The organism is Psychrobacter sp. (assembly GCF_018260395.1).
Classification (GTDB): Bacteria; Pseudomonadota; Gammaproteobacteria; order Pseudomonadales; family Moraxellaceae; genus Psychrobacter.
The window spans coordinates 1-19,529 of record NZ_JAGLBC010000007.1; the positions used below are offsets into that span (position 1 = coordinate 1).

21 protein-coding genes are annotated in these 19,529 nt (G+C 40.7%); 9 read left to right on the plus strand and 12 right to left on the minus strand.

The window, feature by feature from the left end; genetic code table 11:
- Positions 1-133: 133 nt before the first annotated feature.
- The 4 genes from glyS (at position 134) to epmA (ending at position 6,286) form a co-directional block, all read left to right on the plus strand.
- Positions 134-2,254, plus strand: coding sequence for a glycine--tRNA ligase subunit beta (gene glyS, locus QZ265_RS01300; protein ID WP_296402602.1), 2,121 nt, complete (start codon positions 134-136; stop codon positions 2,252-2,254).
- Positions 2,255-2,634: 380 nt separating this feature from the next.
- Positions 2,635-3,969 carry an AI-2E family transporter gene (locus QZ265_RS01305; RefSeq protein WP_296402604.1) on the plus strand — a complete coding sequence of 445 codons (1,335 nt, stop codon included), beginning with the start codon at positions 2,635-2,637 and terminating at the stop codon, positions 3,967-3,969.
- Between the two features lie 51 nt (positions 3,970-4,020).
- Complete coding sequence (locus QZ265_RS01310; protein WP_296402675.1) at positions 4,021-5,250, plus strand: 4-phosphoerythronate dehydrogenase; 1,230 nt, start codon at positions 4,021-4,023, stop codon at positions 5,248-5,250.
- 46 nt (positions 5,251-5,296) lie between these two features.
- Complete coding sequence (gene epmA / locus QZ265_RS01315) at positions 5,297-6,286, plus strand: EF-P lysine aminoacylase EpmA (RefSeq protein ID WP_296402606.1); 990 nt, start codon at positions 5,297-5,299, stop codon at positions 6,284-6,286.
- Positions 6,287-6,309: 23 nt separating this feature from the next.
- Here epmA and QZ265_RS01320 read toward each other — a convergent pair whose 3' ends face one another.
- The 7 genes from QZ265_RS01320 to QZ265_RS01350 form a co-directional block, all read right to left on the minus strand.
- On the minus strand, positions 6,310-6,492 hold the full coding sequence (locus QZ265_RS01320) for a zf-HC2 domain-containing protein (protein ID WP_296402608.1): 183 nt from the start codon (positions 6,490-6,492) through the stop codon (positions 6,310-6,312).
- A 135-nt stretch (positions 6,493-6,627) separates the two neighbouring features.
- Positions 6,628-7,251 (minus strand): sigma-70 family RNA polymerase sigma factor, encoded by a 624-nt coding sequence (locus tag QZ265_RS01325; RefSeq protein ID WP_296402610.1) that lies wholly within the window; start codon positions 7,249-7,251, stop codon positions 6,628-6,630.
- A gap of 61 nt (positions 7,252-7,312) precedes the next feature.
- On the minus strand, positions 7,313-7,969 hold the full coding sequence (locus tag QZ265_RS01330) for a DoxX family protein (RefSeq protein ID WP_296402612.1): 657 nt from the start codon (positions 7,967-7,969) through the stop codon (positions 7,313-7,315).
- Positions 7,966-8,910, minus strand: a complete 945-nt coding sequence (locus tag QZ265_RS01335) for a putative DNA-binding domain-containing protein (RefSeq protein WP_296402614.1) — start codon at positions 8,908-8,910, stop codon at positions 7,966-7,968. Before QZ265_RS01335 ends, QZ265_RS01330 begins: the two co-directional genes overlap by 4 nt.
- Positions 8,894-9,895, minus strand: coding sequence for a DUF692 domain-containing protein (locus tag QZ265_RS01340; protein ID WP_296402616.1), 1,002 nt, complete (start codon positions 9,893-9,895; stop codon positions 8,894-8,896). The genes QZ265_RS01335 and QZ265_RS01340 overlap by 17 nt, the downstream gene beginning before the upstream one ends.
- A 47-nt stretch (positions 9,896-9,942) precedes the next feature.
- Positions 9,943-10,224, minus strand: coding sequence for a hypothetical protein (locus QZ265_RS01345; protein WP_296402618.1), 282 nt, complete (start codon positions 10,222-10,224; stop codon positions 9,943-9,945).
- 95 nt (positions 10,225-10,319) lie between these two features.
- A complete protein-coding gene (locus QZ265_RS01350) occupies positions 10,320-10,553 on the minus strand; it encodes a hypothetical protein (protein WP_296402620.1) in 234 nt (77 codons plus the stop codon).
- Between the two features lie 269 nt (positions 10,554-10,822).
- Between QZ265_RS01350 and QZ265_RS01355 the strand changes: the two genes are divergently transcribed.
- Positions 10,823-11,284 carry a GNAT family N-acetyltransferase gene (locus tag QZ265_RS01355; protein ID WP_296402622.1) on the plus strand — a complete coding sequence of 154 codons (462 nt, stop codon included), beginning with the start codon at positions 10,823-10,825 and terminating at the stop codon, positions 11,282-11,284.
- A 14-nt stretch (positions 11,285-11,298) separates the two neighbouring features.
- Here the strand turns inward: QZ265_RS01355 and QZ265_RS01360 are convergent, their stop codons facing one another.
- The 5 genes from QZ265_RS01360 to QZ265_RS01380 all read right to left on the minus strand — a co-directional run bounded on the left by QZ265_RS01360 (position 11,299) and on the right by QZ265_RS01380 (position 15,866).
- Positions 11,299-11,748, minus strand: a complete 450-nt coding sequence (locus tag QZ265_RS01360) for a YaiI/YqxD family protein (RefSeq protein WP_296201757.1) — start codon at positions 11,746-11,748, stop codon at positions 11,299-11,301.
- 32 nt (positions 11,749-11,780) lie between these two features.
- Positions 11,781-12,980, minus strand: a complete 1,200-nt coding sequence (locus QZ265_RS01365) for a 5-(carboxyamino)imidazole ribonucleotide synthase (protein WP_296402624.1) — start codon at positions 12,978-12,980, stop codon at positions 11,781-11,783.
- 216 nt (positions 12,981-13,196) lie between these two features.
- On the minus strand, positions 13,197-13,748 hold the full coding sequence (gene purE, locus QZ265_RS01370) for a 5-(carboxyamino)imidazole ribonucleotide mutase (RefSeq protein ID WP_296402625.1): 552 nt from the start codon (positions 13,746-13,748) through the stop codon (positions 13,197-13,199).
- Positions 13,749-13,898: 150 nt separating this feature from the next.
- A complete protein-coding gene (locus QZ265_RS01375) occupies positions 13,899-14,849 on the minus strand; it encodes a hypothetical protein (RefSeq protein ID WP_296402627.1) in 951 nt (316 codons plus the stop codon).
- A 48-nt stretch (positions 14,850-14,897) separates the two neighbouring features.
- Positions 14,898-15,866 (minus strand): metallophosphoesterase, encoded by a 969-nt coding sequence (locus QZ265_RS01380; protein ID WP_296402630.1) that lies wholly within the window; start codon positions 15,864-15,866, stop codon positions 14,898-14,900.
- A 155-nt stretch (positions 15,867-16,021) separates the two neighbouring features.
- Between QZ265_RS01380 and QZ265_RS01385 the strand changes: the two genes are divergently transcribed.
- The 4 genes from QZ265_RS01385 to QZ265_RS01400 all read left to right on the plus strand — a co-directional run bounded on the left by QZ265_RS01385 (position 16,022) and on the right by QZ265_RS01400 (position 19,496).
- A complete protein-coding gene (locus QZ265_RS01385; protein ID WP_296402632.1) occupies positions 16,022-16,471 on the plus strand; it encodes a hypothetical protein in 450 nt (149 codons plus the stop codon).
- Between the two features lie 19 nt (positions 16,472-16,490).
- Positions 16,491-17,267: an MBL fold metallo-hydrolase gene (locus QZ265_RS01390; RefSeq protein ID WP_296402677.1), complete on the plus strand. Its 777-nt coding sequence runs from the start codon at positions 16,491-16,493 to the stop codon at positions 17,265-17,267.
- A gap of 193 nt (positions 17,268-17,460) precedes the next feature.
- Positions 17,461-18,018, plus strand: a complete 558-nt coding sequence (locus QZ265_RS01395; protein WP_296402634.1) for a YetF domain-containing protein — start codon at positions 17,461-17,463, stop codon at positions 18,016-18,018.
- 152 nt (positions 18,019-18,170) lie between these two features.
- A complete protein-coding gene (locus QZ265_RS01400) occupies positions 18,171-19,496 on the plus strand; it encodes an FUSC family protein (protein ID WP_296402636.1) in 1,326 nt (441 codons plus the stop codon).
- Positions 19,497-19,529 lie beyond the last annotated feature (33 nt).

The window sequence follows — 19,529 nt, forward strand, 5'->3', positions numbered from 1 at the left end:
AATATTGTACAGTTAAAATGCCGAGTAGTTAAAGTATTGCATAGTTAAAATACCGGATAGTTAACTTAAATAGTTTTGACACATCGTTTATAGTTCATGCCTATTGATAACATCTTCTAAAACAGAGAGTCTCATGAGTACAATTTTATTCGAACTAGGTAGTGAAGAGCTACCACCAAAAAGCCTAAAACCTTTACGTGATGCTCTGCTATCTAGCGTTGAGGCACAATTAAAAGAAGCTGGCATCGGTTACGATCAAATTAAAGCCTATGCCGCGCCTCGCCGCTTAGCGATTCAAATCGAAGGTATCGCAGAAAAACAACCTGACCGCAGAGAACAAAAGCGTGGGCCTGCTATTAAGGCGGCCTATGATGCAGAGGGTAAACCAACACGTGCTGCTGAAGGTTTTGCCAAAGGTTTGGGTATCGATGTTAATGAACTGATGACCATTGAAACTGATAAAGGGAACTATATCGGCTATGAGTTAAAAGTTCAGGGTCAAAAAAGCACGGAGCTTTTACCACAAATTCTCCAAAATGCATTAGACAGCTTACCTATCGCTAAGCGTATGCGATCGGGTGCAAGTCGAGAAGAGTTTGTACGTCCAGTTAAGTGGTTAGTGTTCATGCAAGACGACCAAATCATACCAGCAACCATTCAAGGTCTGACAACAGGTGTGAAGACCACCCATGGCATTGAAACGGGTAATATTACCTTAGGTCATAGATACCATTCTAATGATGCATTAATTCCACATGCTAAAGACTATGAGCAGGTATTAGAAGATGCAAAAGTTATTGCTGACTTTGATCGTCGTCAACAAACTATCGTTGAGCGAGTTAAAGAGTTGGCTGATGAGGTTAATGCACAAGCTATCATACCTCAAGACTTATTGGATGAAGTAACTGCCTTAGTTGATTTACCCGTAGCATTACGGGCCAGCTTTGAAGAGCGCTTCTTACAAGTACCTCAAGAGGCTTTAATCAGCACCATGCAAGCCGATCAAAAATACTTTTGTCTGACTGATACAGAAGGCAAGTTGCAGCCTTACTTCATTTTTATTAGCAATATCGAATCAAAAGACCCCAGCCAAGTGATTAGTGGCAATGAAAAAGTGGTACGTCCTCGTCTGGCTGATGCAGAATTTTTCTTTTTACAAGATCAAAAGCAGCCATTAATTGAAATGGCAGAAAGTCTTAAAAATCGTGTATTCCAAGACAAACTAGGTACCATTTGGGAGAAGTCTGAACGTATTGCAAAGCTAGCTACCTTTATTGCTGCTACGCTAAAACAGCAATCTATAAAAGGGTTTGAAGACATTGATGTGGAGCAGACCACCCGTGCTGCGATACTATCGAAAGCGGATTTAACCAGCACTTTAGTCGGTGAGTTTCCAGACTTACAAGGTATTGCAGGCACTTACTATGCCCGCCTAAATGGTGAGCCTGAGACCATAGCGGCAGCAATTGAAGAACAATATTTACCTAAGTTTAGTGGCGATGCATTGCCCCAAACGCCAATCGGTATCTGTTTGGCATTGGCCGACCGTCTAGATACTTTGGTTGGTATCTTTGGGATTGATCAAGCACCAACGGGCTCTAAGGATCCTTTTAGTCTGCGTCGTTCTGCAATCGGGGTGCTACGTATCTTAATTGAAAAGCAGTTACCCATTGATTTAGATCAGTTAATCGAACAGGCGGTTACTAATTATCAGGGCAAGCTTGAAAACAGCACTAAAACGTTAACTCAGGTCATTGACTTTGTGAATTCACGTTATCGTGCAATGTATACTGAGCAAGGCGTCGATGTTGATACTATTCAAGCCGTTCAAGCCATTGCTCCTTCGGTGCCGCTAGATTTCGATCAGCGTATTCATGCAGTGAGCCAGTTCCGTAATTTGCCCCAAGCCGCAACTCTTGCTGAGATTAATAAACGCGTTGCAAACATCTTAGCTAAGTCAGAGGGCATAGTCAGCGATTGTGTAGAGAAGAATTTACTAACCCAGGACGCTGAAATAGCCTTATATCAGGCAGTAATGGAAGCAGAAACTACTGTAATACCGTTACAAGCTGTAGCAAACTATACTCAAATTTTGCAGTCGCTAACCAAGCTTGAAGCACCGCTGACTAATTTCTTTGATAACGTTATGGTGAATAGTGACGACGAAGCGCAAAAAACAAACCGTTTATCGCTACTAAAACGTGTGCGTGAATTGTTCCTTACCGTAGCTGATGTGGGCGAATTGCAGATTTAATTCAGCGCATATTTGGCAAGGTTATTTGTCTACTAAGCTATTAAATTATAGCTTGAAACAAAGTAACATATTTAAAAAAAGGCATAGTTTTCAAGTTTATAGCTTTTTTATCAATATGATTTTTTGAGTGGTTTATAAAGTAATTTATTAAGTAGTTTATTCAGTAATACGGCTAAATTTTAAATAGCTGATACAGCAGTAATTATGTAAGTAAAAATTACAAGTCTGTATTACCTATTTAAGTACGCATATCGCATAATAAAGGCTACATTTTTTATTTAAAATGCTGTTTCTTGTGTTTAATTATTGTTGAGCCAGTGATGAATAGGGCTATTTATAAACCAAGCTATTTTTATCATATTATTTGGATATAAGTTGTTATGACTGAGAACTGGACACGAGAGCGAGTCACACAGCGAGTATTAACCGCAACCTTGCTGGTAATATTATTTATTTTGTGTTTTAGGGTGGTGCAATTTTTTATTGTGCCTGCGCTATGGGCAGCCATATTGGCCTATGTGACCTTTCCGGTTTATACCTTCTTTCATAAAAAAGTAAAACTAAGCTCTAATATTAGTGCCGCTATTATGACAGTGGGCATTTCTTTAATGCTAGGGATCCCATTAGTTTTGGGTATATTTGTGTTGCAACAAGAAGCGGTAAGTTTATACAGTGATGTTCTTTATAGAATTAAAGTAGGTTATGTAGATCTTCCGAACGAAATCAAAAATATGCCCGTAATTGGGCAGCAGATAAAAGATATTCTATGGGAAATTAATAAAGATCCTGAAGCTACTTTGAATGCATTTAGAGCTTGGTTACAATCGCATTTATATTATGGAAAGATAGCTTTAGACGTAGCATTTAGTAGTTTAGCCAAGTTGGGTATGGCGTTGATGACTATCTTTTTCTTTTATCGTGATGGCATTAATTTGATACGCCAAATACGTCAAGCTTTAAGTAACATTATTGGCAACCGCATCGATGACTATATTGATTCTGTGGGTTCAACCACCCAAGCTGTGGTTTACGGTATCGGTTTAACCGCTTTAGCGCAAGCTATTTTGGCAGGACTTGGCTATTATGTTGCCGGTGCACCTAGTCCTATTTTGTTAACGTTGATGACTTTTGTTATTGCTTTAATCCCTTTTGGCACTCCGTTTGCTTGGATGGGAGTTGCTATCTGGTTAATGACTCAGGGTCATACCCCAGAAGCTATTGGTTTGGCACTGTGGGGGATGTTGGTTATTAGCTGGGTGGATAATTTAATTCGTCCTATCGTTATCTCAGGCGCTACTAAAATTCCGTTTATTATTATCTTTATCGGTGTGTTAGGCGGTCTGACGGCATTTGGTTTTGTGGGCTTATTTATTGGACCAGTGTTGTTGGCGATTGCGTTAGCAGTCTGGCGTGAATGGATTAATCAACATCGCAATGTTATTTTTGCACCGTATTATACCAAGCTTAATCAGCATCACTGGAAACCTGCAGATAGACCCATGTCCTTTGAGCTATCTCCTGATGTGGTTTCTTTTAGCAAATATCCTTTTGCTGATTCTGCGATACACGGCCCTGATAAAGTAGATGCACATAGTACTGACAATTGTGATGAGCGGGTTAAGCGTTCAAAGGTAAGCGAGTCAATCCCTAAGTCTATTCACTCTGATGACGGCATAAAGGTAGAGTCTCCTGTGAAATCAGACAAGGATAAGTAGCAATCATGAGTGATAAGAATAAATAGTTATCATAAGTCATAAGGATAAGTAATTAGCATGCTCACCATTCTTGCAGATAGCAATATTACGCACTTACATGACTATTTCAATGAGCAGGTTTTACAACACCCGATTAAAGTTATCGCAATGGCCGGTCGCGAAATTGATGCGGCTATTATAGATAAGTATCAGCCTGATGCCTTATTAGTGCGTTCAGTTACTAAGGTTAATGCTGATTTATTGGCGAATAATCATAGCATTAAGTATGTGGGTTCTGCCACTATTGGAACTGATCATGTTGATCAAGATTATCTACTACAACGAGCTATCTATTTTACTAATGCAGGTGGTTGCAGCAAGCATTCGGTAGCACAGTATGTATTAACAGCAATTTTTGCTTTACGCCCTGAGTATTGGAATCAGGCTCATTTATCGCACCTTGCTATTTCTCAAGCTGCTTTACCCTCTCAAGCTGCTTTACCCTCTCAAGCTACTTTAACCTCTCAAGCTACTTTAACTTCTCAAGCTACTAGCGTTAAGTTAGGCATTATCGGGCTGGGTAATATTGGCAGTACTTTGGCAAGCTATGCTCTAGACATAGGTTGGCAGGTATTGGGCTATGATCCCTTAATACCGAAATCTGAGATTAATAATGCAAGCTTTGAGCAAGTGCTTAGTGAAAGCGATGTAATTAGTCTACATGTGCCATTGACCAAAGTTATGGATAGTCAATACCCGACTTATCATTTAATCGACCATGCTGCTTTGGCAAAAATACCCTCACACACATTATTAATCAATACAGCTCGTGGTCCAGTAATCAATGAAGCGGATTTATTGCATTCATTACAACATACTGAGTCTAATCAAGACCAGCGTGATATCGTGCTTGATGTATTCGAGCATGAGCCCTATGTGTCAGCAGTGCTACTAGACAAATTAGCAATTGCAACTCCCCATATTGCCGGCTATACCCTTGAAGGTAAACTACGTGGGACTCAAATCATTTTCGATCATTTTTTAAAGGTTTTTGGTACTGAAGGGACTAAGCAAATTAAGGTAAAAAAAGCGTATTTAATGGATCAGTTGTTGCCAGAAAACCCTTATCACTGGTCGCAGTTAAAGCAGGCTCATCAGAAGTTGTCTCAGTTTTATGATATTAAAGCTGATGATGGTCTATTAAGGAGCTGCATTAATGAACAGGCTCAGGCAGTATTGGGTGCTGACTTTGATTCGCTTCGAAAAAACTATAATTTACGTCGTGAGTGGTTGTTTCAATAAGATTGTCCACTTATATTGATGCACCAAATTAGCTTAAGAGTAAATTATGCCAAATTCAAAACCAGTTAGCCGCTGCGACTATCAGCCTACTATGAGCCTAAACATGGCTTTTAAACGTGCACAACTTATAGGGCAAATTCGACAGTTTTTTGCTGATCGTCAAGTATTAGAGGTACAAACACCTTTGATGTCGCAGGCGGGTAATACCGATGTTTTTGTGCCTTCAATCTCTACCAATATCACTGTTGCTGATAAACCCAGAACATACTATCTGCATACGTCGCCTGAGTTTGCGATGAAGCGAATGCTTGCGACATGGAAAGTGGCAATATATCAAATTTGCCCTGTATTTCGAGATAACGAGGCGGGTCGTCGCCATAATAGCGAGTTCACCATGCTTGAGTGGTATCGCCCCGGCTTTAACTTAGAAGCTCTGGCCGCTGAGCTGTCTGAGTTACTGGCAATAGTGTATGGACAGCCACAAGCTTTAACCCACTATAGTTATAGTCAAGCTTTTATTGATTATGCGGGTATTCATCCACTGAATGCTAGCCTTGAAGCGATTATTTCAGCTGCCAAGGAGCAAGGGTTAGGTGAACTTGACTTAGGTGAGGATCGCCAAGGCTGGCTTGATGTGCTATTTAGCCATTTGGTAGAGCCTAATCTGGGCCATGAAATACCGACGCTGATTACCGACTATCCACCTGCTACCGCAGCCTTGGCCAAAGTTGAGGTCGATGAGCAGGGCAATGAGGTGGCCAAACGCTTCGAGCTATATATCAAGGGGATTGAGATTGCCAATGCTTATGATGAGCTAGCCGATAGTCAGGCATTAAAGGCACGATTTGAGCAAGATAATGTGGAGCGGGCTCAGCGTGGTTTGCCGGTGATGCCTATTGATGAGCGTCTAGTAGCAGCTTGTGATGACCTGCCAGCCTGTAGCGGCATTGCGCTGGGTGTGGATAGACTGCTAATGGTATTAACAGATTCCAAGCGTATTGAGGAAGTGATTGGCTTTAGTTTGGATAAGGCTTAATTTTTTTAATTATCAATCAAACCTTACTTGGTATCTTTAGATTTAAAGTCTTTCATCATCTTACTTAACGTTTTGCTATTGTCATAAAAGGCTCGGCAACCGGGACAAAAAAACAGATGAGAGTGTAAATGGGTTTTCTCGGCCAAAGTTAGAGGACGTTCTTGCCCATCGCTGGCAATTTGAGTAATGCGGTTACAGTTTTTCATAATTGAGCGTGTCCTTAATTCAAGCTATGTCTTAATCTATAAATGTTTCATTGTTTCGATGCTTCAATGTTTTATTTTTTCAATGAGCCTATTTGCTAAGTGCGGTTAATATCCATACCTATCAATGATTGAATCTCAATGATTAAACCACTTAATGGTCAGACAGGTCTGTAATCCTAACCTTGCGCGGTGCATCAGGACATAGTAATTGCTAGAACTGATTTTTAGACTATTGCAAATCTCTTGCGTTTCAAGTTCGACATACTCTTTCATCAAAAACGCCCGAGCCTGCTCACTAGGCAGATTGGTTAAGCAGGCTTCCAAAACTTGCCAAAACCCTTCAGAATGAACGTGCATTTCAGGGTCGCACCAGCTATTATCAAATTGTTTGGGTTTACATTCGGGGTGCCAAGAGCCTGCCTCATCAAACAAAGCATCCATTAAGCTATCATCGCAGCCCTCCTCAAAACCTTCTTTTAATCCCTTTAAGCTTGAAACACTTGAGTATTTACTGTCTTTACGAATATGGTCAACGATTTTGTTTTTCAAAATTGCAAATACCCAACTTTTAAAAGCTGAATTGCCTTTAAACTGACCGCCATATTGAAGTGCAGAGAGTAAGGCGTCTTGCACTACATCCTCTGCCATATGATAATCATCGAGTTGCAGGAGTGCAAAAGCCAACATCTGATGGCGTACTCCCTCAACAAATTCGGGGGTAATGCTGGCGTGATTTGGGTTAGGGTCTACATCGCTCATTTTTAAAAATCTTTTTTTAATAGCTACTTAAAGAAGGTAGGTAAAATTTTATCGCATAATATTAATGTCTGTTTGAGGCTGAAGGATTAAACCAATAATCCAAACCAACAAATCGACCTGCTCCATAAAATAAAGTAACCAGTAGCATAATGGCATAAGTGGCCGCAAATTCGATACCATTGTTTAGAATAACAAAATTGCCAGTTTCAGTAAGCCAGTCGTAATTGCCATGAGTTTGTAGAATCTCACGTGCTTTATCGAGTCGTAAAGCAGCTTCGTGTGAGTTGGTAAGGCTTGCTTCACTGCCCCAAAACCCAAAACTATTCATAAGACTTGATAAACTGGTCTCAGGATTGGTCGGCGTAATGGCATACCAACCATTGCTCCAGTGGACAGTAACCATAGCTACGAGCATGGTGATAATTAAGGATAAGGAGACAAACCGCGTACCAATGCCCAATAGCAGCATAATACCGCCGACAAGCTCAGCTAAAATGACCAATACGGCCATGAGAGTAGGCATCATAAACCCTAAACCCCACTCACTATTGCCAAACCATTGAACAATATCCTCAAAGCTCATTAGCTTGGTCCAACCGGCACTGATAAAAATAGGCGCAAGGTATAAGCGTATCGCTAAAGGGGCGAGAAAATCTAATAATTCAACTCGTGATACGACTCCATTAAAAGGTCGTAGCGTCGTACTGACAAAGCTCATAAGATAGTTTCTTTTTTGAAGGGGTTGTTAAAGGGATTGTTAATGTCATTAGTGTTGTTGTTCGTGTCATTAGTGTCATTGGCAATAAGGGGCAATAAAACCTGTTGTTGCAACAATTGCTGAATCAAAGGTATTCCAAATGATATCAATATTGTTGTCTCTTCAAATCCTAAATGATCCGCAAACTTTTGCATAAGTTGGGTTAAAGCCTCCTCTGAAGCATCAATAGGAGCATCAACTTTAATAAATTCGATTAAAGCGTGAGTCAGCGCATTAACCGTCATAAATTGCACCTTATGTGTATTATTTCGATAGACCAAATAGAAGCTGTCATCTAAAGTAGATGGTTTAAAGTCGGCACTAATCTGATGAACCGGCCAATGGTAATGTAGGTTTTGAAGCGTTGGGTTAACGGCTAAATAATCCGCATGCAGACCTAAACTTAGGATAGTATCCTGATTTATCTCATAACCAAGTGTTGGTTCATATTCGGGCTCAATATAATACGTGTCTACTTTAAGCTCAGACCATTCATAATCAGCTAACTCAGCGAAAAATGGCGGCAAGTTTAAGCTCTCTAAAACACCCTTATTAGATAGATAATCGACAAAGTGCTGATTGATTTCAGTAAAATAGGGGCTGTGGCAAGGATAGTGCAAAAAGAACTGATGGCAAACCTGCAACCACTGTGCATCGCTAAGCAAGCTTTGACAAACAGGAAAGCACTTATCTAAAAAACCACAAACATTATTAAAAATAAGCGTCTGATAGAGACTGCCCACACGGTTAGATAGAGATGAGGAGGCTATAGCACTAGAACGGTTTAAAGCTGACAAGGGTTTTTGTTCACGTAAATATCGGCCAAAGCTTTGCTGAAAGTCTGCTAAGGTACTGGCTTGTCTAGTTTCATGGTTTAATACTGTGTTAGTAGATAAGGTCATGGGCATACGTCCTGTGATTACACACAGCGACATCTTGGTCATTAGCTATGCCAGTTCTCACACTATCCGCCTGAAATTGTAAGCTGCGAATATGGGTAACTTCATTAATAAGTTCATTGATACTTGGGAAGTTGAAATCTCGCTCTAAACAGGTTGGCAATAGATTAGCAGGCTTATTGGTGCGTTCTATGATAAGGCTATAAGCGTCTGATAATAAGCTCCAAACAGGATCAATAACTTTATTGCCGTGGGTATCCACGATAAGCCCATCGTTTTCGGTATGATGCCCTGCTACATGCAGATAACAAGTACGCTCTAAAGGAAGCTGACGTAAATACTTGTGTGCATCAAAGCCAAAATTTTGACTGTTAACATAAATATTATTCACATCCAAATGAAGCAAACAATCGGATTCCTCGGCAACGGCGGTAATAAACTGAGAATCGCTCATTTGCGTTGTTATGCCATAAAGTTCAGGTTTAAAATAGTAAGAGGCATTTTCAAAGCCAATTTGCTGACCCAAAATATCTTGAGCTTGCTTAATTCTATCCGCCACCCAATGAACTGCTTCCTCGGTACAAGGAATGGGCAATAAGTCATATAGATGACCCGCTTGATCGCTACACCAGGATAAGTGCTCAGTATAAAGACCGATATCATGGGTTCGCATAAAGTCTTTTATGTTGTGTAATAGAGCCGTATCTAGGGGGGCTGTGCTACCGATTGATAACGACAGGCCATGACAAACGAAAGGATATTGTTCGGTATAAGCGCGCAACTTATTATAATATTGGCCACCTATTTGACCATTCGTGTTCAACCAATTCTCTGGTGATACCTCAAAGAAGTCGATACCAGTTAGATCTGCTTTGTCCATTTCGGACATGAGCTCACGACGAAACCCTAAACCTGCGCCGCCTAGCGGTCTAGCATGTTTAGCAGTATCGGCTTTAGAAATTATCGTGTCTAAATCTGATATCGTCATAATGATCCTATAATAAAATTCTTTCTACCTTAGGGTTTGATATAAAGCTATTTAGTGGCACCACATTTGGCTTCACCGCATTTAGCCTCCATTTTCTTATCTGTAGCACATGATCCTTCCATTTTTTTATCGCCACAGGAGCCTTCAACTGCTTTATTGCTATGAGCGCCTTTTGCCATTTTATGAGCACTACACGTACCCTCTTTGGCCATCTCACTATGTTTATAGCCAGACTCCATAGGATTTGCAGCAAAGGGGTTGGAAGTACAGCCACCTAAAGTAACCAAAGAGCCTAGCGCTAATGTTGCAACAATTGATTTAGTTTTCATTTTTATATTCCGTCTATAAGAGTAAGTTAACAGGTTAACAGCGGGTTAAAAGAAACCCTTTAAAATTTGTTAAGGTAAATAGATAAGCTTAATAGCTATTTAGTGCCGCCACATTTTCCTTCACCGCATTTGCCATCGACTTTTTTAGTAGGCTTTTTGACCGTATCGGCGCCGCATTTGCCTTCACCACATTTTGCTTCAGCAGCTTTGCTACTATTGCTATGCGCAGTTGCCATTGAGGTAGCATGAAAAGGGTTGCCTGCTTGAGCGCCACTCATTGCCAATAATGAGCCGATGGCTAAGCCAGTAATAATAGAAGTATTTTTCATAAGGTTCTCCGTTGGTTGTAAAAAATAAGAGGAAGGTAGTTGTCTTTCCATCAAAGCTTTGTCAAAGTAATAAGAAGAGCATTACAAATAGCGGTAAGCTATCATTGTGTTATTAGTTAGACGTTTCAAAGTGCTATTTTCTTACAATTATTTTTATTATTTTTTAAAATAAGTCTAGAATTGTTAGTATGCTTTTGATTATCAAAGATTTTAAGTAATTTTTTAATGAAGTAAGACTTGTTGAATAATAAATATTTTAGGCGAAAAAGATGATAAAAAAAGCACAGTTATCGGAGGCAGCACAAATAGCCGACCTGATTAGGGCAAGCATTCGATCCTGTATCGAGGATCATAATAATGATCCACACGCTATTGAACAATGGCTTGAGAATAAAACTGAAGAGAATGTAAGGCAGTGGATAATCGAGAATTTTGCTTGGGTATTTAAACAACAAAATGAAGTGCAAGGGATAATATTGGTGTCGCCAAAAGCTGAGATATTACTCAATTATGTAGCGCCAAAAAGCCAAGGGCAGGGGATAGGCAGAAAGCTTTTGAACCAAACCAAGCAAGTGTATTTACAAAAAGGTATTGGCAGTCTAACAGCAGAGTCTACTTTGACCGCCAGACCATTTTATTTGGCCAATGGCTTTAAAGTTGTTGAGGAGGTGTTTGAAGCAGGTAAGTTAGTGGCCTATAAGATGAGCTTGACCTTAGAGCAACATAAATAGTGCGCTTGCTACGGTTAACGCACCAACTTATTAAGTCCATCAGCAAATTGTTTTTTGTCTTTATCCGAATAAGGCTTTTGACCGCCCATTTGGGTGAGGTCGAGCACGCCCGTTGAGCGCATGGTATCCATAAAATCACGAGCGTTTAGCTTTTGCTTAATGTTATTTTTGTCATAAATAATGCCATGTGGCGTTAATACTTGACCACCATTGTCAAGCACGTCGTTGGCCAAAGGAATATCACTGGTGATTACCAAATCACCGGGCGCAACATTATCAGCAATATAGTCATCTGCCACATCAAAGCCCGAGCCTACCACTTTCATGCTAATTAGTGGTGACTTGCGCACTTTAATCGGTTGATTGGCGACAAAAATTGCCGGCGTATTGGTACGAATAACCGTCTTGGTGATGAGATCTTTCACCACCAAGGGACAGGCATCGGCATCAATCCAAATAGTCATGCCACTTTTGTTAATTAATTGCTGCTCATCACTCATGAATCAAGCCCCATCTTATTTGGCAAGATAGCAATCAGTTGCTGTAAGGCATCGTCTAGTTTGGCAACGTCATTAGGCATTAGAGTAATGTGAGCAATCTTGCGATCTTCACGCTCTTCTTTATGATAAGTATGGTAGTGAGCACCATCGATTGCCAATACTTCTGCCAGATTTGGATACTCACCCAATACATTGACCATCACTGACGGGAAAACATTATCGGTATCACCAAGAGGTAAGCCGACCACCGCACGAATATGATTCTCAAATTGACTAGTGACTGCACCCTCAATGCTCCAATGGCCTGAATTATGGACTCGAGGCGCAAACTCATTGGCTAAAATAACGTCATTTCCCTTCTCATCTTTACTCACAAATAGTTCAAGCGCCATAGTGCCGACATAATCTAAATGAGTCATTAACGACGAAATGGCATTTTGCGCTTCAGGTAAAAGATGGCTAGTTCCCACTGCAGGGGCATGAGAAATGGCTAGAATACCTGTATGGTGATGGTTTTCAACCAAATCATAGGTATGAATAGTGCCATCTTGAGCACGAGTGGCAATGATAGACACTTCACGACTAAAATTAATAAAGCCCTCAGCAATTAATGGTGCTGGGGTGGGCGTAAGGTTACCTTTGCCGCTGACCGCATCGCCCAATGCTTTCCAAGCCTCTTCGATATCCGCTTCAGTTGCAACCACAAATTGACCTTTACCATCATAACCACCGCGGCTAGTTTTTAACACTAAAGGCAACCCAAGGGTGTCACTAACCTCTTTAAGCTCAGCTTTTGAACTAACGCTCTTAAAGGGAACGGTTTTGATACCAAGCTGGTTAAATAAGGTTTTCTCATTTAAGCGGTCTTGAGCCACCTCCAATGCTTGTGGAGGTGGGAACATACCTTGTTTTTCACCTGCATCAGACATTTTTTTTAAGCGTGCCACAGTTTCTGCTGGGGTGTTTTCAAACTCTAGAGTAAAGACATCCGCAGCGGCAATAAACGCCTCTACATGATCACTACTAAAAACCTGACCATACAAAGAGGCAGGACAATTTGCTGCGTCTTCTAAAAATACACATCGGTATCCCAAAGGCAGCGCCGCTTCGGCTAACATCATACCGAGTTGGCCGCCACCTAGAATGCCAATGGTGTGGAAGGTTTGATTAGCAGGATATGTATTGGCTATGGTCATGTTTGGCTCTTAAATTATTGAAAAGTAGAAGAAATGATAGTGGCAAAATTAAAGCTAAATAATCAAATGATTAAGATACTTATTTTATAGCAGAATTTGTATAGCAGAATCATAAAACACAAAAAGGTGCTTATAGCACCAATTTAGTTTAAAAAACCATTAATACAGAACAGTTAATAAAAACTGTCAATAAATAGCTGTTCAAGTATAGCAAATCTAAGGATTAATAATGCCTGGGGTTGGGCTGGCTAGTACCGTTTCGGTTTGATTTTTTCGGAATTCAACCAACTGTTTGGCCAAAGCCTCGTCTTGTAATGCTAAGATTTGAATGGCTAACAGAGCAGCGTTATAAGCACCTGCGGTACCAATAGCAAGCGTCCCTACTGCGATGCCTTTTGGCATTTGTACGATTGACAGTAAGCTGTCCCAACCGCTTAAAGTAGAAGATTTAACAGGCACGCCCAATACTGGCAGCTCTGTTTGGCTGGCGCACATACCGGGCAAATGCGCAGCTCCGCCTGCACCTGCAATAATTACTTGTAGGCCTTTGCCTTTAGCGGATTTAGCATATTCAAATAACTTATCTGGAGTACGATGTGCCGAAACCACTTCACAGTCAAATGGCACGCCAAAGTCTGCTAATAATTGGACGCCCAAACTCATGGTTGCCCAATCAGACTGTGAGCCCATGATAATACCGACTTTGGCTGTACCTTCAGGAGATTTAATAGGTGCCGGTTGTGAGGTTTTTATTTGGCTTTTGCTCATGATGTGGGGTTTCCTAGTAGCCGTAAAGAGTTTACTGGCTTAACTTGACTCTATTCTACGGTCTAATCATTAAATCGTAAGGGAATTTAATAAGTAGAATAGAGTTTGAAAACATACTATCATATCGAATTTTCGAATGAGAAAAAAGGATTATTTTTTCGCGTTACGATAGTCTTCTATCAACTGTTGCGCTATTACGTTGTTTTGCCAATATTGACCGCTGGTTTCCCAGTAGTAATATGCTTGGTCAGCACCGCCAATAGTGACATAACCATCCACATTTTTAGGTTTTGGATGACGTTTTTTTGCTAACTCTTTGGCAACCAGTGGTAGTGTTTCTTGAGCTGACAGCCAAGTTTTTTGTGCGTTTTCTACATCATCTAAATAGCAATATGCCAACACTTCACCATAAGGGATTTCAACCGCAATAGTATCTTCAGGATATTTTTTGGCTAGATTGAATATCTTTTGATACTGTTTTGTTTCTAGATAAAACTTTACTAAGTTGCTTCTTATGCCAATATTGTCCGTTGGGTTTAAATGGATTAATTTTTCAGCCCATTCAATAGCTGGCTCATACATATCGAGATCAGCATAGCTTAAGGCCAACTGAGAAAGTGCTGTTAAAAAAGGACGATTTTCGAGGAAACCCCAATCAATCTTGGCTTTCTTCCAGTCAAAGGTTTTTGGGAAATCCTTAGTGTAGACATCAATGCACATACGATAGGCTAGCATCGATGACACATCTTCATCCATCATCTTAAATGTACTTGCGAGCATACCCCAACCATCAGGGTCGTTAGGAAAAGTGGTGACATAGGATTCTGAGGACAACTTTGCTTCAAAAAAACTCCCAATTTGTAGTAGTTCTGCAGTGGCTGCTAACTCATCAAACTGGGTGGGCTCATGACTTAGATCAATTAAGGCGTCAGGCATTGTTGTCATAAGCTCGAGCATAACTTGTTCAGGTGACATCTGTTCAAGCTCACCAGATTTTAACTTTTGCTCTAGAAAATTCTCAACATCCTTAGGCATATTACTTCGAGAATAGTCTGCTTCAAAAGCCCATTCATTTTTGCTTACTTTTTTAAGTTTTGGCATAGTGTGTCCTTTAATCTTGGATGACGTATATTAAGGGTTTATAAAAAGTTAGTCTTCAATATATTGTACAAAGTTATCGGCAGACAATGGCATAGGCTTTTTGGTATCAAATTGATAAGCGGTTAAGTAACCGTTACCAGCCGCTGAATAATCAGTACATACTACTTGTGGGCTTAACGGTTTTGGCGTCCCAGTTAGCCAATAGTGACCAATAAATATAGGCTTATCCGTCTTCAGTTCAAAATCCACATGGTCAATAACAGCGTATTGAGGCACTTGCGCTATGTCAGAGGTTGAGGCACGTGCAATGTCAATAATACGCTGATGTTGTAAGTCTTCCAGCCACCATTTTACTCGCATACGGCGACGTACCGTGCCATCTTTATCAGTCACACTACTACCTTCAGGTAGAGGTACTTCAACCCCTTTTAGTACGCGCTCAACGGCATTATAAGCCTCTGAGTCTTTTTGCCCTGTTTGCTGCAGAGCTTCAGGGATAAGGCGGTTGTCATCGGTTAGCAGGGGTTTTAACTCCGCCATTTTGTCTTCATCCCAGCAGGCATGTACAAAGCAGGCGTGTTCAGTCTCAATCCATAATGGCAACTCATAAAAGCGCTTTAACCAATAATGGTGTGCCTGAGAATCTAAAGGAAGTTCATCTAAAAAGGCTTGATGCTGCCGGGTATGGGTCTCGTTGCGAGTTCGCAAATATTTAGGATTGGAATCATCGGTAAGCTCATCAAGGGTAGCATAGGCCAACGCATTGTATTCATGATTACCCATAATAGCCTGTGCCACATCGGCATCTAACATAGCAAACACAATTTGTAAGGTTTCAAGCTCTTCAGGACCTCTATCGATTAGGTCACCAATGAATATCGCCCGATGTCCTTCAGGGGGATGATAATAGTCAATAGCTAATGAGGGGTGATGAGTAAGGGTATAACCTAAGAGGTCAAGTAGACCTTTCAGCTTACGGGCATGCCCATGGATATCTCCGATAATGTCATAGATCATATAGTTGTCTCAATGTGTTTAATTAGACCTATTTCTTAGACTAATTGCTTATTGCTTATTTAATGCGTAAATTTAATGCGTAAATGACGGTTTTAGATGCCTTAGTATAACGCACTACTCTCACTACACATACTCTACGGTTGGATTTTGCTGTTATGCATATCTTCTTATTGGTCATTAAGTGGTTGCTGATTATTATCATCATCCTAGTTATTTTAACGGTTTTATTTTTAAAGTTTGCACCAACATTTGGGGGTAAGCCGGATTCTGATAGCCAGTCTCGCATTCAATCGTCACCAAACTTTAAGGGAAAGACGTTCGTTAATTTAACCCAAACTCACGCTAGTACAGTTTTTTTCTCCGGCGTCCTTAAAGGCGAGTCTGATCAAAATGGTAATATGCTATGGGATTTTTTATTCCCGCCAAAAGGTAAAAACCCCAGTCAACCAATCAAGACAATACCCTTAAATTTAATCCCTAATCCTTCCGATTCAAAAAACAATTCTTTAAACGCCTCAAAGGCACCAAGTCATGGTATTGCGAATACGACATTAAAAGAAGGTGAGTTTGTTTGGTTAGTTAGGTCATTCTACCGTACTATTTAATACGGCGGGCAAAACCCTGATTACTGACCCTTTTTTTCATCGTGCATCACCCATTTCTATTGGTGCCAAGCCTTTTGATATGACGCATGTACCTAGCGTTGACGATTTGCCGTATATCGATGCGGTGCTTATTTCGCATGATCATTATGACCACCTAGATTATAAAGCCATCAAGCAAGTGAAAGATAAGGTTGGTCATTTCTATGTACCTTTAGGCGTAAAAGCACATCTGCTGCGTTGGGGTGTGGCGGAGTCAAAGGTTAGTGAATATGATTGGTATGACAGTACACAGATAGCTGGAAACGATGGTCAAGCTATTACGATTACATTTGCCCCCAGTCACCATTTTAGCGGTCGAGGTATTACCGGGCATCGTGAGACATTATGGAGTAGTTGGGCGGTACAATCGCCTGAATTGTCGGTATATTTTAGTGGTGATGGTGGGTACTGTGAAGAGTTTGCAAAGATTGGGGATCGCTTTGAGGGTTTTGATATCGCCTTTATTGAGGATGGGGCTTATAACGAGCGCTGGCGAGAGGTGCATATGCTCCCTGAGGAGTCTGATCAAGCGGGTATTGATGTACAAGCCAAAGAGATATTACCTATACATTGGGGCAAGTTTGACTTGTCGACCCATCATTGGCGGGAACCTGTGAGACGCATTACTTCAGCTATTGATGCTCACAATAGCACTCTGCCAGAAGAAGAAAAAATTAAACTTGCCGCGCCACTGATTGGACAAGTTTTTGATTTAGACAACTTACCTACCTCACCATGGTGGGAACAGCAAGAGTAGGTTGAGAATAATGAATAATAAATAATGAAAATTGAATAAAGCTATCAGATGCAATTAATATTAAAGCGTGACACATGACTACAAAATAGCACTATGACTGTTAAAGAGTTCACTAGGGTGATAATGTTACCCTATACCGATAAAGTTTAGAGTCTGTTTAACATTTAGAGTCTGTTCAATATTGAGGGAAAATATGGATTGGTCAAAGTGGTTATTTATAGATTGGGAAGTTGCTCTAGCGGTGGTACTGTCGGCAACCGCTGTATATTTTGCCCTTATCTTCTATACTAGAATTATGGGGCTGCGTAGCTTTGCTAAGTTATCAAGTTACGACTTTGCCATGACGGTCGCTATGGGTAGTATTCTGGCGTCTACTATTTTGTCGAAGTCACCTGCTTTGTTAAAAGGGTTATTGGCGATTGCAATTTTGTTCTTATTACAAGGGTGTATTTCAGTGATACGCCGGAAATCAACCGTCATTAGAAGGCTGGTTGACAATCAACCTATTGTGTTGATGGCGCATGGTGAGTTTAATTGGGATAATATTAAAGAAGCCAAAATGTCGAAAAATGATTTGCAAGAAGTGCTTCGTAAAAATGGCATCAAGTCTACTTCTGAAGTATTTGCTATGGTGATGGAGACGACAGGCGATATGAGCGTAATCAAAACCAGCGATACGCCAGCGGATATTGAAATATTTGACGACATTCGAGATTATGAATTAATTGTTCATCATAAAAATTTTAAATAAGTTTGCTAAGGGTTATAGGATAACGTTAAATCTAAACAGGCCCTATCCGAATGTGGCTTTGCTTTTGAAGTCACTTCTTTTGTAAAAACTGCTTTTGAAAACCGTGTGTCTATAAAACGGCTGTCTAAAAATGCTTTTGGAAATAATAGATTGTGGAAAATAAGTCTCTCAAACAACGTCTGGCTGCCCCTTTTATCGAGCCTTATGCCCGTTACCAAAACGCAGACTTGCTGCATGCCATGCGCATTGGTTTAGCTATCGTAACGGCATTAATTATCAACCAAGTGACGGAAATACCGCATGGTGAGTGGACGACCATTACCGTCTTTATCATTTTGGGGCTACTTCAATACCAAGGTGCGATATATACCAAGGCGATTGAACGTATCGCTGGCACCGCTCTCGGTATCGTCATAGGACTGGTGTTATTATTTTTGAACCATAATTTGCTAAATGAACAATGGCTATATTATTTAGTGATAGGGGTGGTAAGTGCCATCATTGGCTATTATGCCATTCGTCAACTGGGCTATATCGGCATGCTGACAGGCATCACTATGTGCATGATTATCTCCAGTACTAGTAATGTCGGTGAAGATGGGCTATACCGTGCGTTGAATGTCATTATTGGCACGCTGATATCGGTGGTTGCGACCGTAATATTGCCGCTTAAATCCACCTTGATGTGGCGTTTTTTGTTAGCCAATAATCTTGAAGCCTGCGCGCAAGTATACGATGGGGTAGGGCTGCACGTTCAAGAGCCTAATGATAATCAGCAGCTACATCCACTTTCAATAGAAGCTTTAGCTCCGACTATCAAGGCAGCTTCTATACAAAGAGTAGACTTAGACGATCAACTATTATCTCCCCGAGAGTCGAGAGTGGATCTTGGTGCCACAACCATTACGTCAATAGGCGAGTTAAGTGATACCAAGATAGGTAGTCTGGTGAATGATGATATGGTGCAACGTCTTAAAAAAATTAATCAACGCCTTTTAAAAGCACGTGCTCATATTGCCGCCACCGCTAATGAGACAGGTATCGACAAACAAACCCTTGATCAAATTCAGCGCATGCATCGTAATATTATTGGCACCATCGACTTGTTATTAAGTGCGGCTCCAACTCTTAATCAGCACCCTATTGATGGGGATAATCGTATTTTATTGGAACATTATCATTCTGAGTTAACGCAGGCCATGCGCCATATGGCAGCGGTGTTAAGAAGTCCCAGTGATGAAGTTTTTCGCCCTATTACCCGTATAAAAATATCAGATTATCCAAGTATTCACCAATTGGATTTTGAATGGCAGGGTTACTTTTGGTTGACCCAAACCTTGCAGGCACAATTACAAAGCTTAAGTGACTTGCTACAACAAACTCAGGTACAGTGGTACAAAGGTTCAGGAGTTCGTTATCAACGTCAGGAACAGCGCCGCATCAATGCCCAAGGAAGAGAAAGCGACCTGGATTTATAATCAAGGTGCTATTTCAATAAAGTGCGAGTTAAA

Excerpts from the sequence above, each read along its gene's own strand:
- glyS (WP_296402602.1), top strand. The coding sequence starts at position 134 with ATGAGTACAATTTTATTCGAACTAGGTAGTGAAGAGCTACCACCAAAA.
- QZ265_RS01345 (WP_296402618.1), bottom strand. The coding sequence starts at position 10,224 with ATGAAAACTAAATCAATTGTTGCAACATTAGCGCTAGGCTCTTTGGTT.
- QZ265_RS01380 (WP_296402630.1), bottom strand. The coding sequence starts at position 15,866 with ATGATCTATGACATTATCGGAGATATCCATGGGCATGCCCGTAAGCTG.
- QZ265_RS01320 (WP_296402608.1), bottom strand. The coding sequence starts at position 6,492 with ATGAAAAACTGTAACCGCATTACTCAAATTGCCAGCGATGGGCAAGAA.
- QZ265_RS01325 (WP_296402610.1), bottom strand. The coding sequence starts at position 7,251 with ATGAGCGATGTAGACCCTAACCCAAATCACGCCAGCATTACCCCCGAA.
- epmA (WP_296402606.1), top strand. The coding sequence starts at position 5,297 with ATGCCAAATTCAAAACCAGTTAGCCGCTGCGACTATCAGCCTACTATG.
- QZ265_RS01360 (WP_296201757.1), bottom strand. The coding sequence starts at position 11,748 with ATGACTATTTGGATTGATGCCGATGCCTGTCCCTTGGTGGTGAAAGAT.
- QZ265_RS01395 (WP_296402634.1), top strand. The coding sequence starts at position 17,461 with ATGGATTGGTCAAAGTGGTTATTTATAGATTGGGAAGTTGCTCTAGCG.
- QZ265_RS01305 (WP_296402604.1), top strand. The coding sequence starts at position 2,635 with ATGACTGAGAACTGGACACGAGAGCGAGTCACACAGCGAGTATTAACC.
- QZ265_RS01350 (WP_296402620.1), bottom strand. The coding sequence starts at position 10,553 with ATGAAAAATACTTCTATTATTACTGGCTTAGCCATCGGCTCATTATTG.
- QZ265_RS01335 (WP_296402614.1), bottom strand. The coding sequence starts at position 8,910 with ATGACCTTATCTACTAACACAGTATTAAACCATGAAACTAGACAAGCC.
- QZ265_RS01340 (WP_296402616.1), bottom strand. The coding sequence starts at position 9,895 with ATGACGATATCAGATTTAGACACGATAATTTCTAAAGCCGATACTGCT.
- QZ265_RS01385 (WP_296402632.1), top strand. The coding sequence starts at position 16,022 with ATGCATATCTTCTTATTGGTCATTAAGTGGTTGCTGATTATTATCATC.
- QZ265_RS01375 (WP_296402627.1), bottom strand. The coding sequence starts at position 14,849 with ATGCCAAAACTTAAAAAAGTAAGCAAAAATGAATGGGCTTTTGAAGCA.
- QZ265_RS01330 (WP_296402612.1), bottom strand. The coding sequence starts at position 7,969 with ATGAGCTTTGTCAGTACGACGCTACGACCTTTTAATGGAGTCGTATCA.
- QZ265_RS01365 (WP_296402624.1), bottom strand. The coding sequence starts at position 12,980 with ATGACCATAGCCAATACATATCCTGCTAATCAAACCTTCCACACCATT.
- QZ265_RS01355 (WP_296402622.1), top strand. The coding sequence starts at position 10,823 with ATGATAAAAAAAGCACAGTTATCGGAGGCAGCACAAATAGCCGACCTG.
- purE (WP_296402625.1), bottom strand. The coding sequence starts at position 13,748 with ATGAGCAAAAGCCAAATAAAAACCTCACAACCGGCACCTATTAAATCT.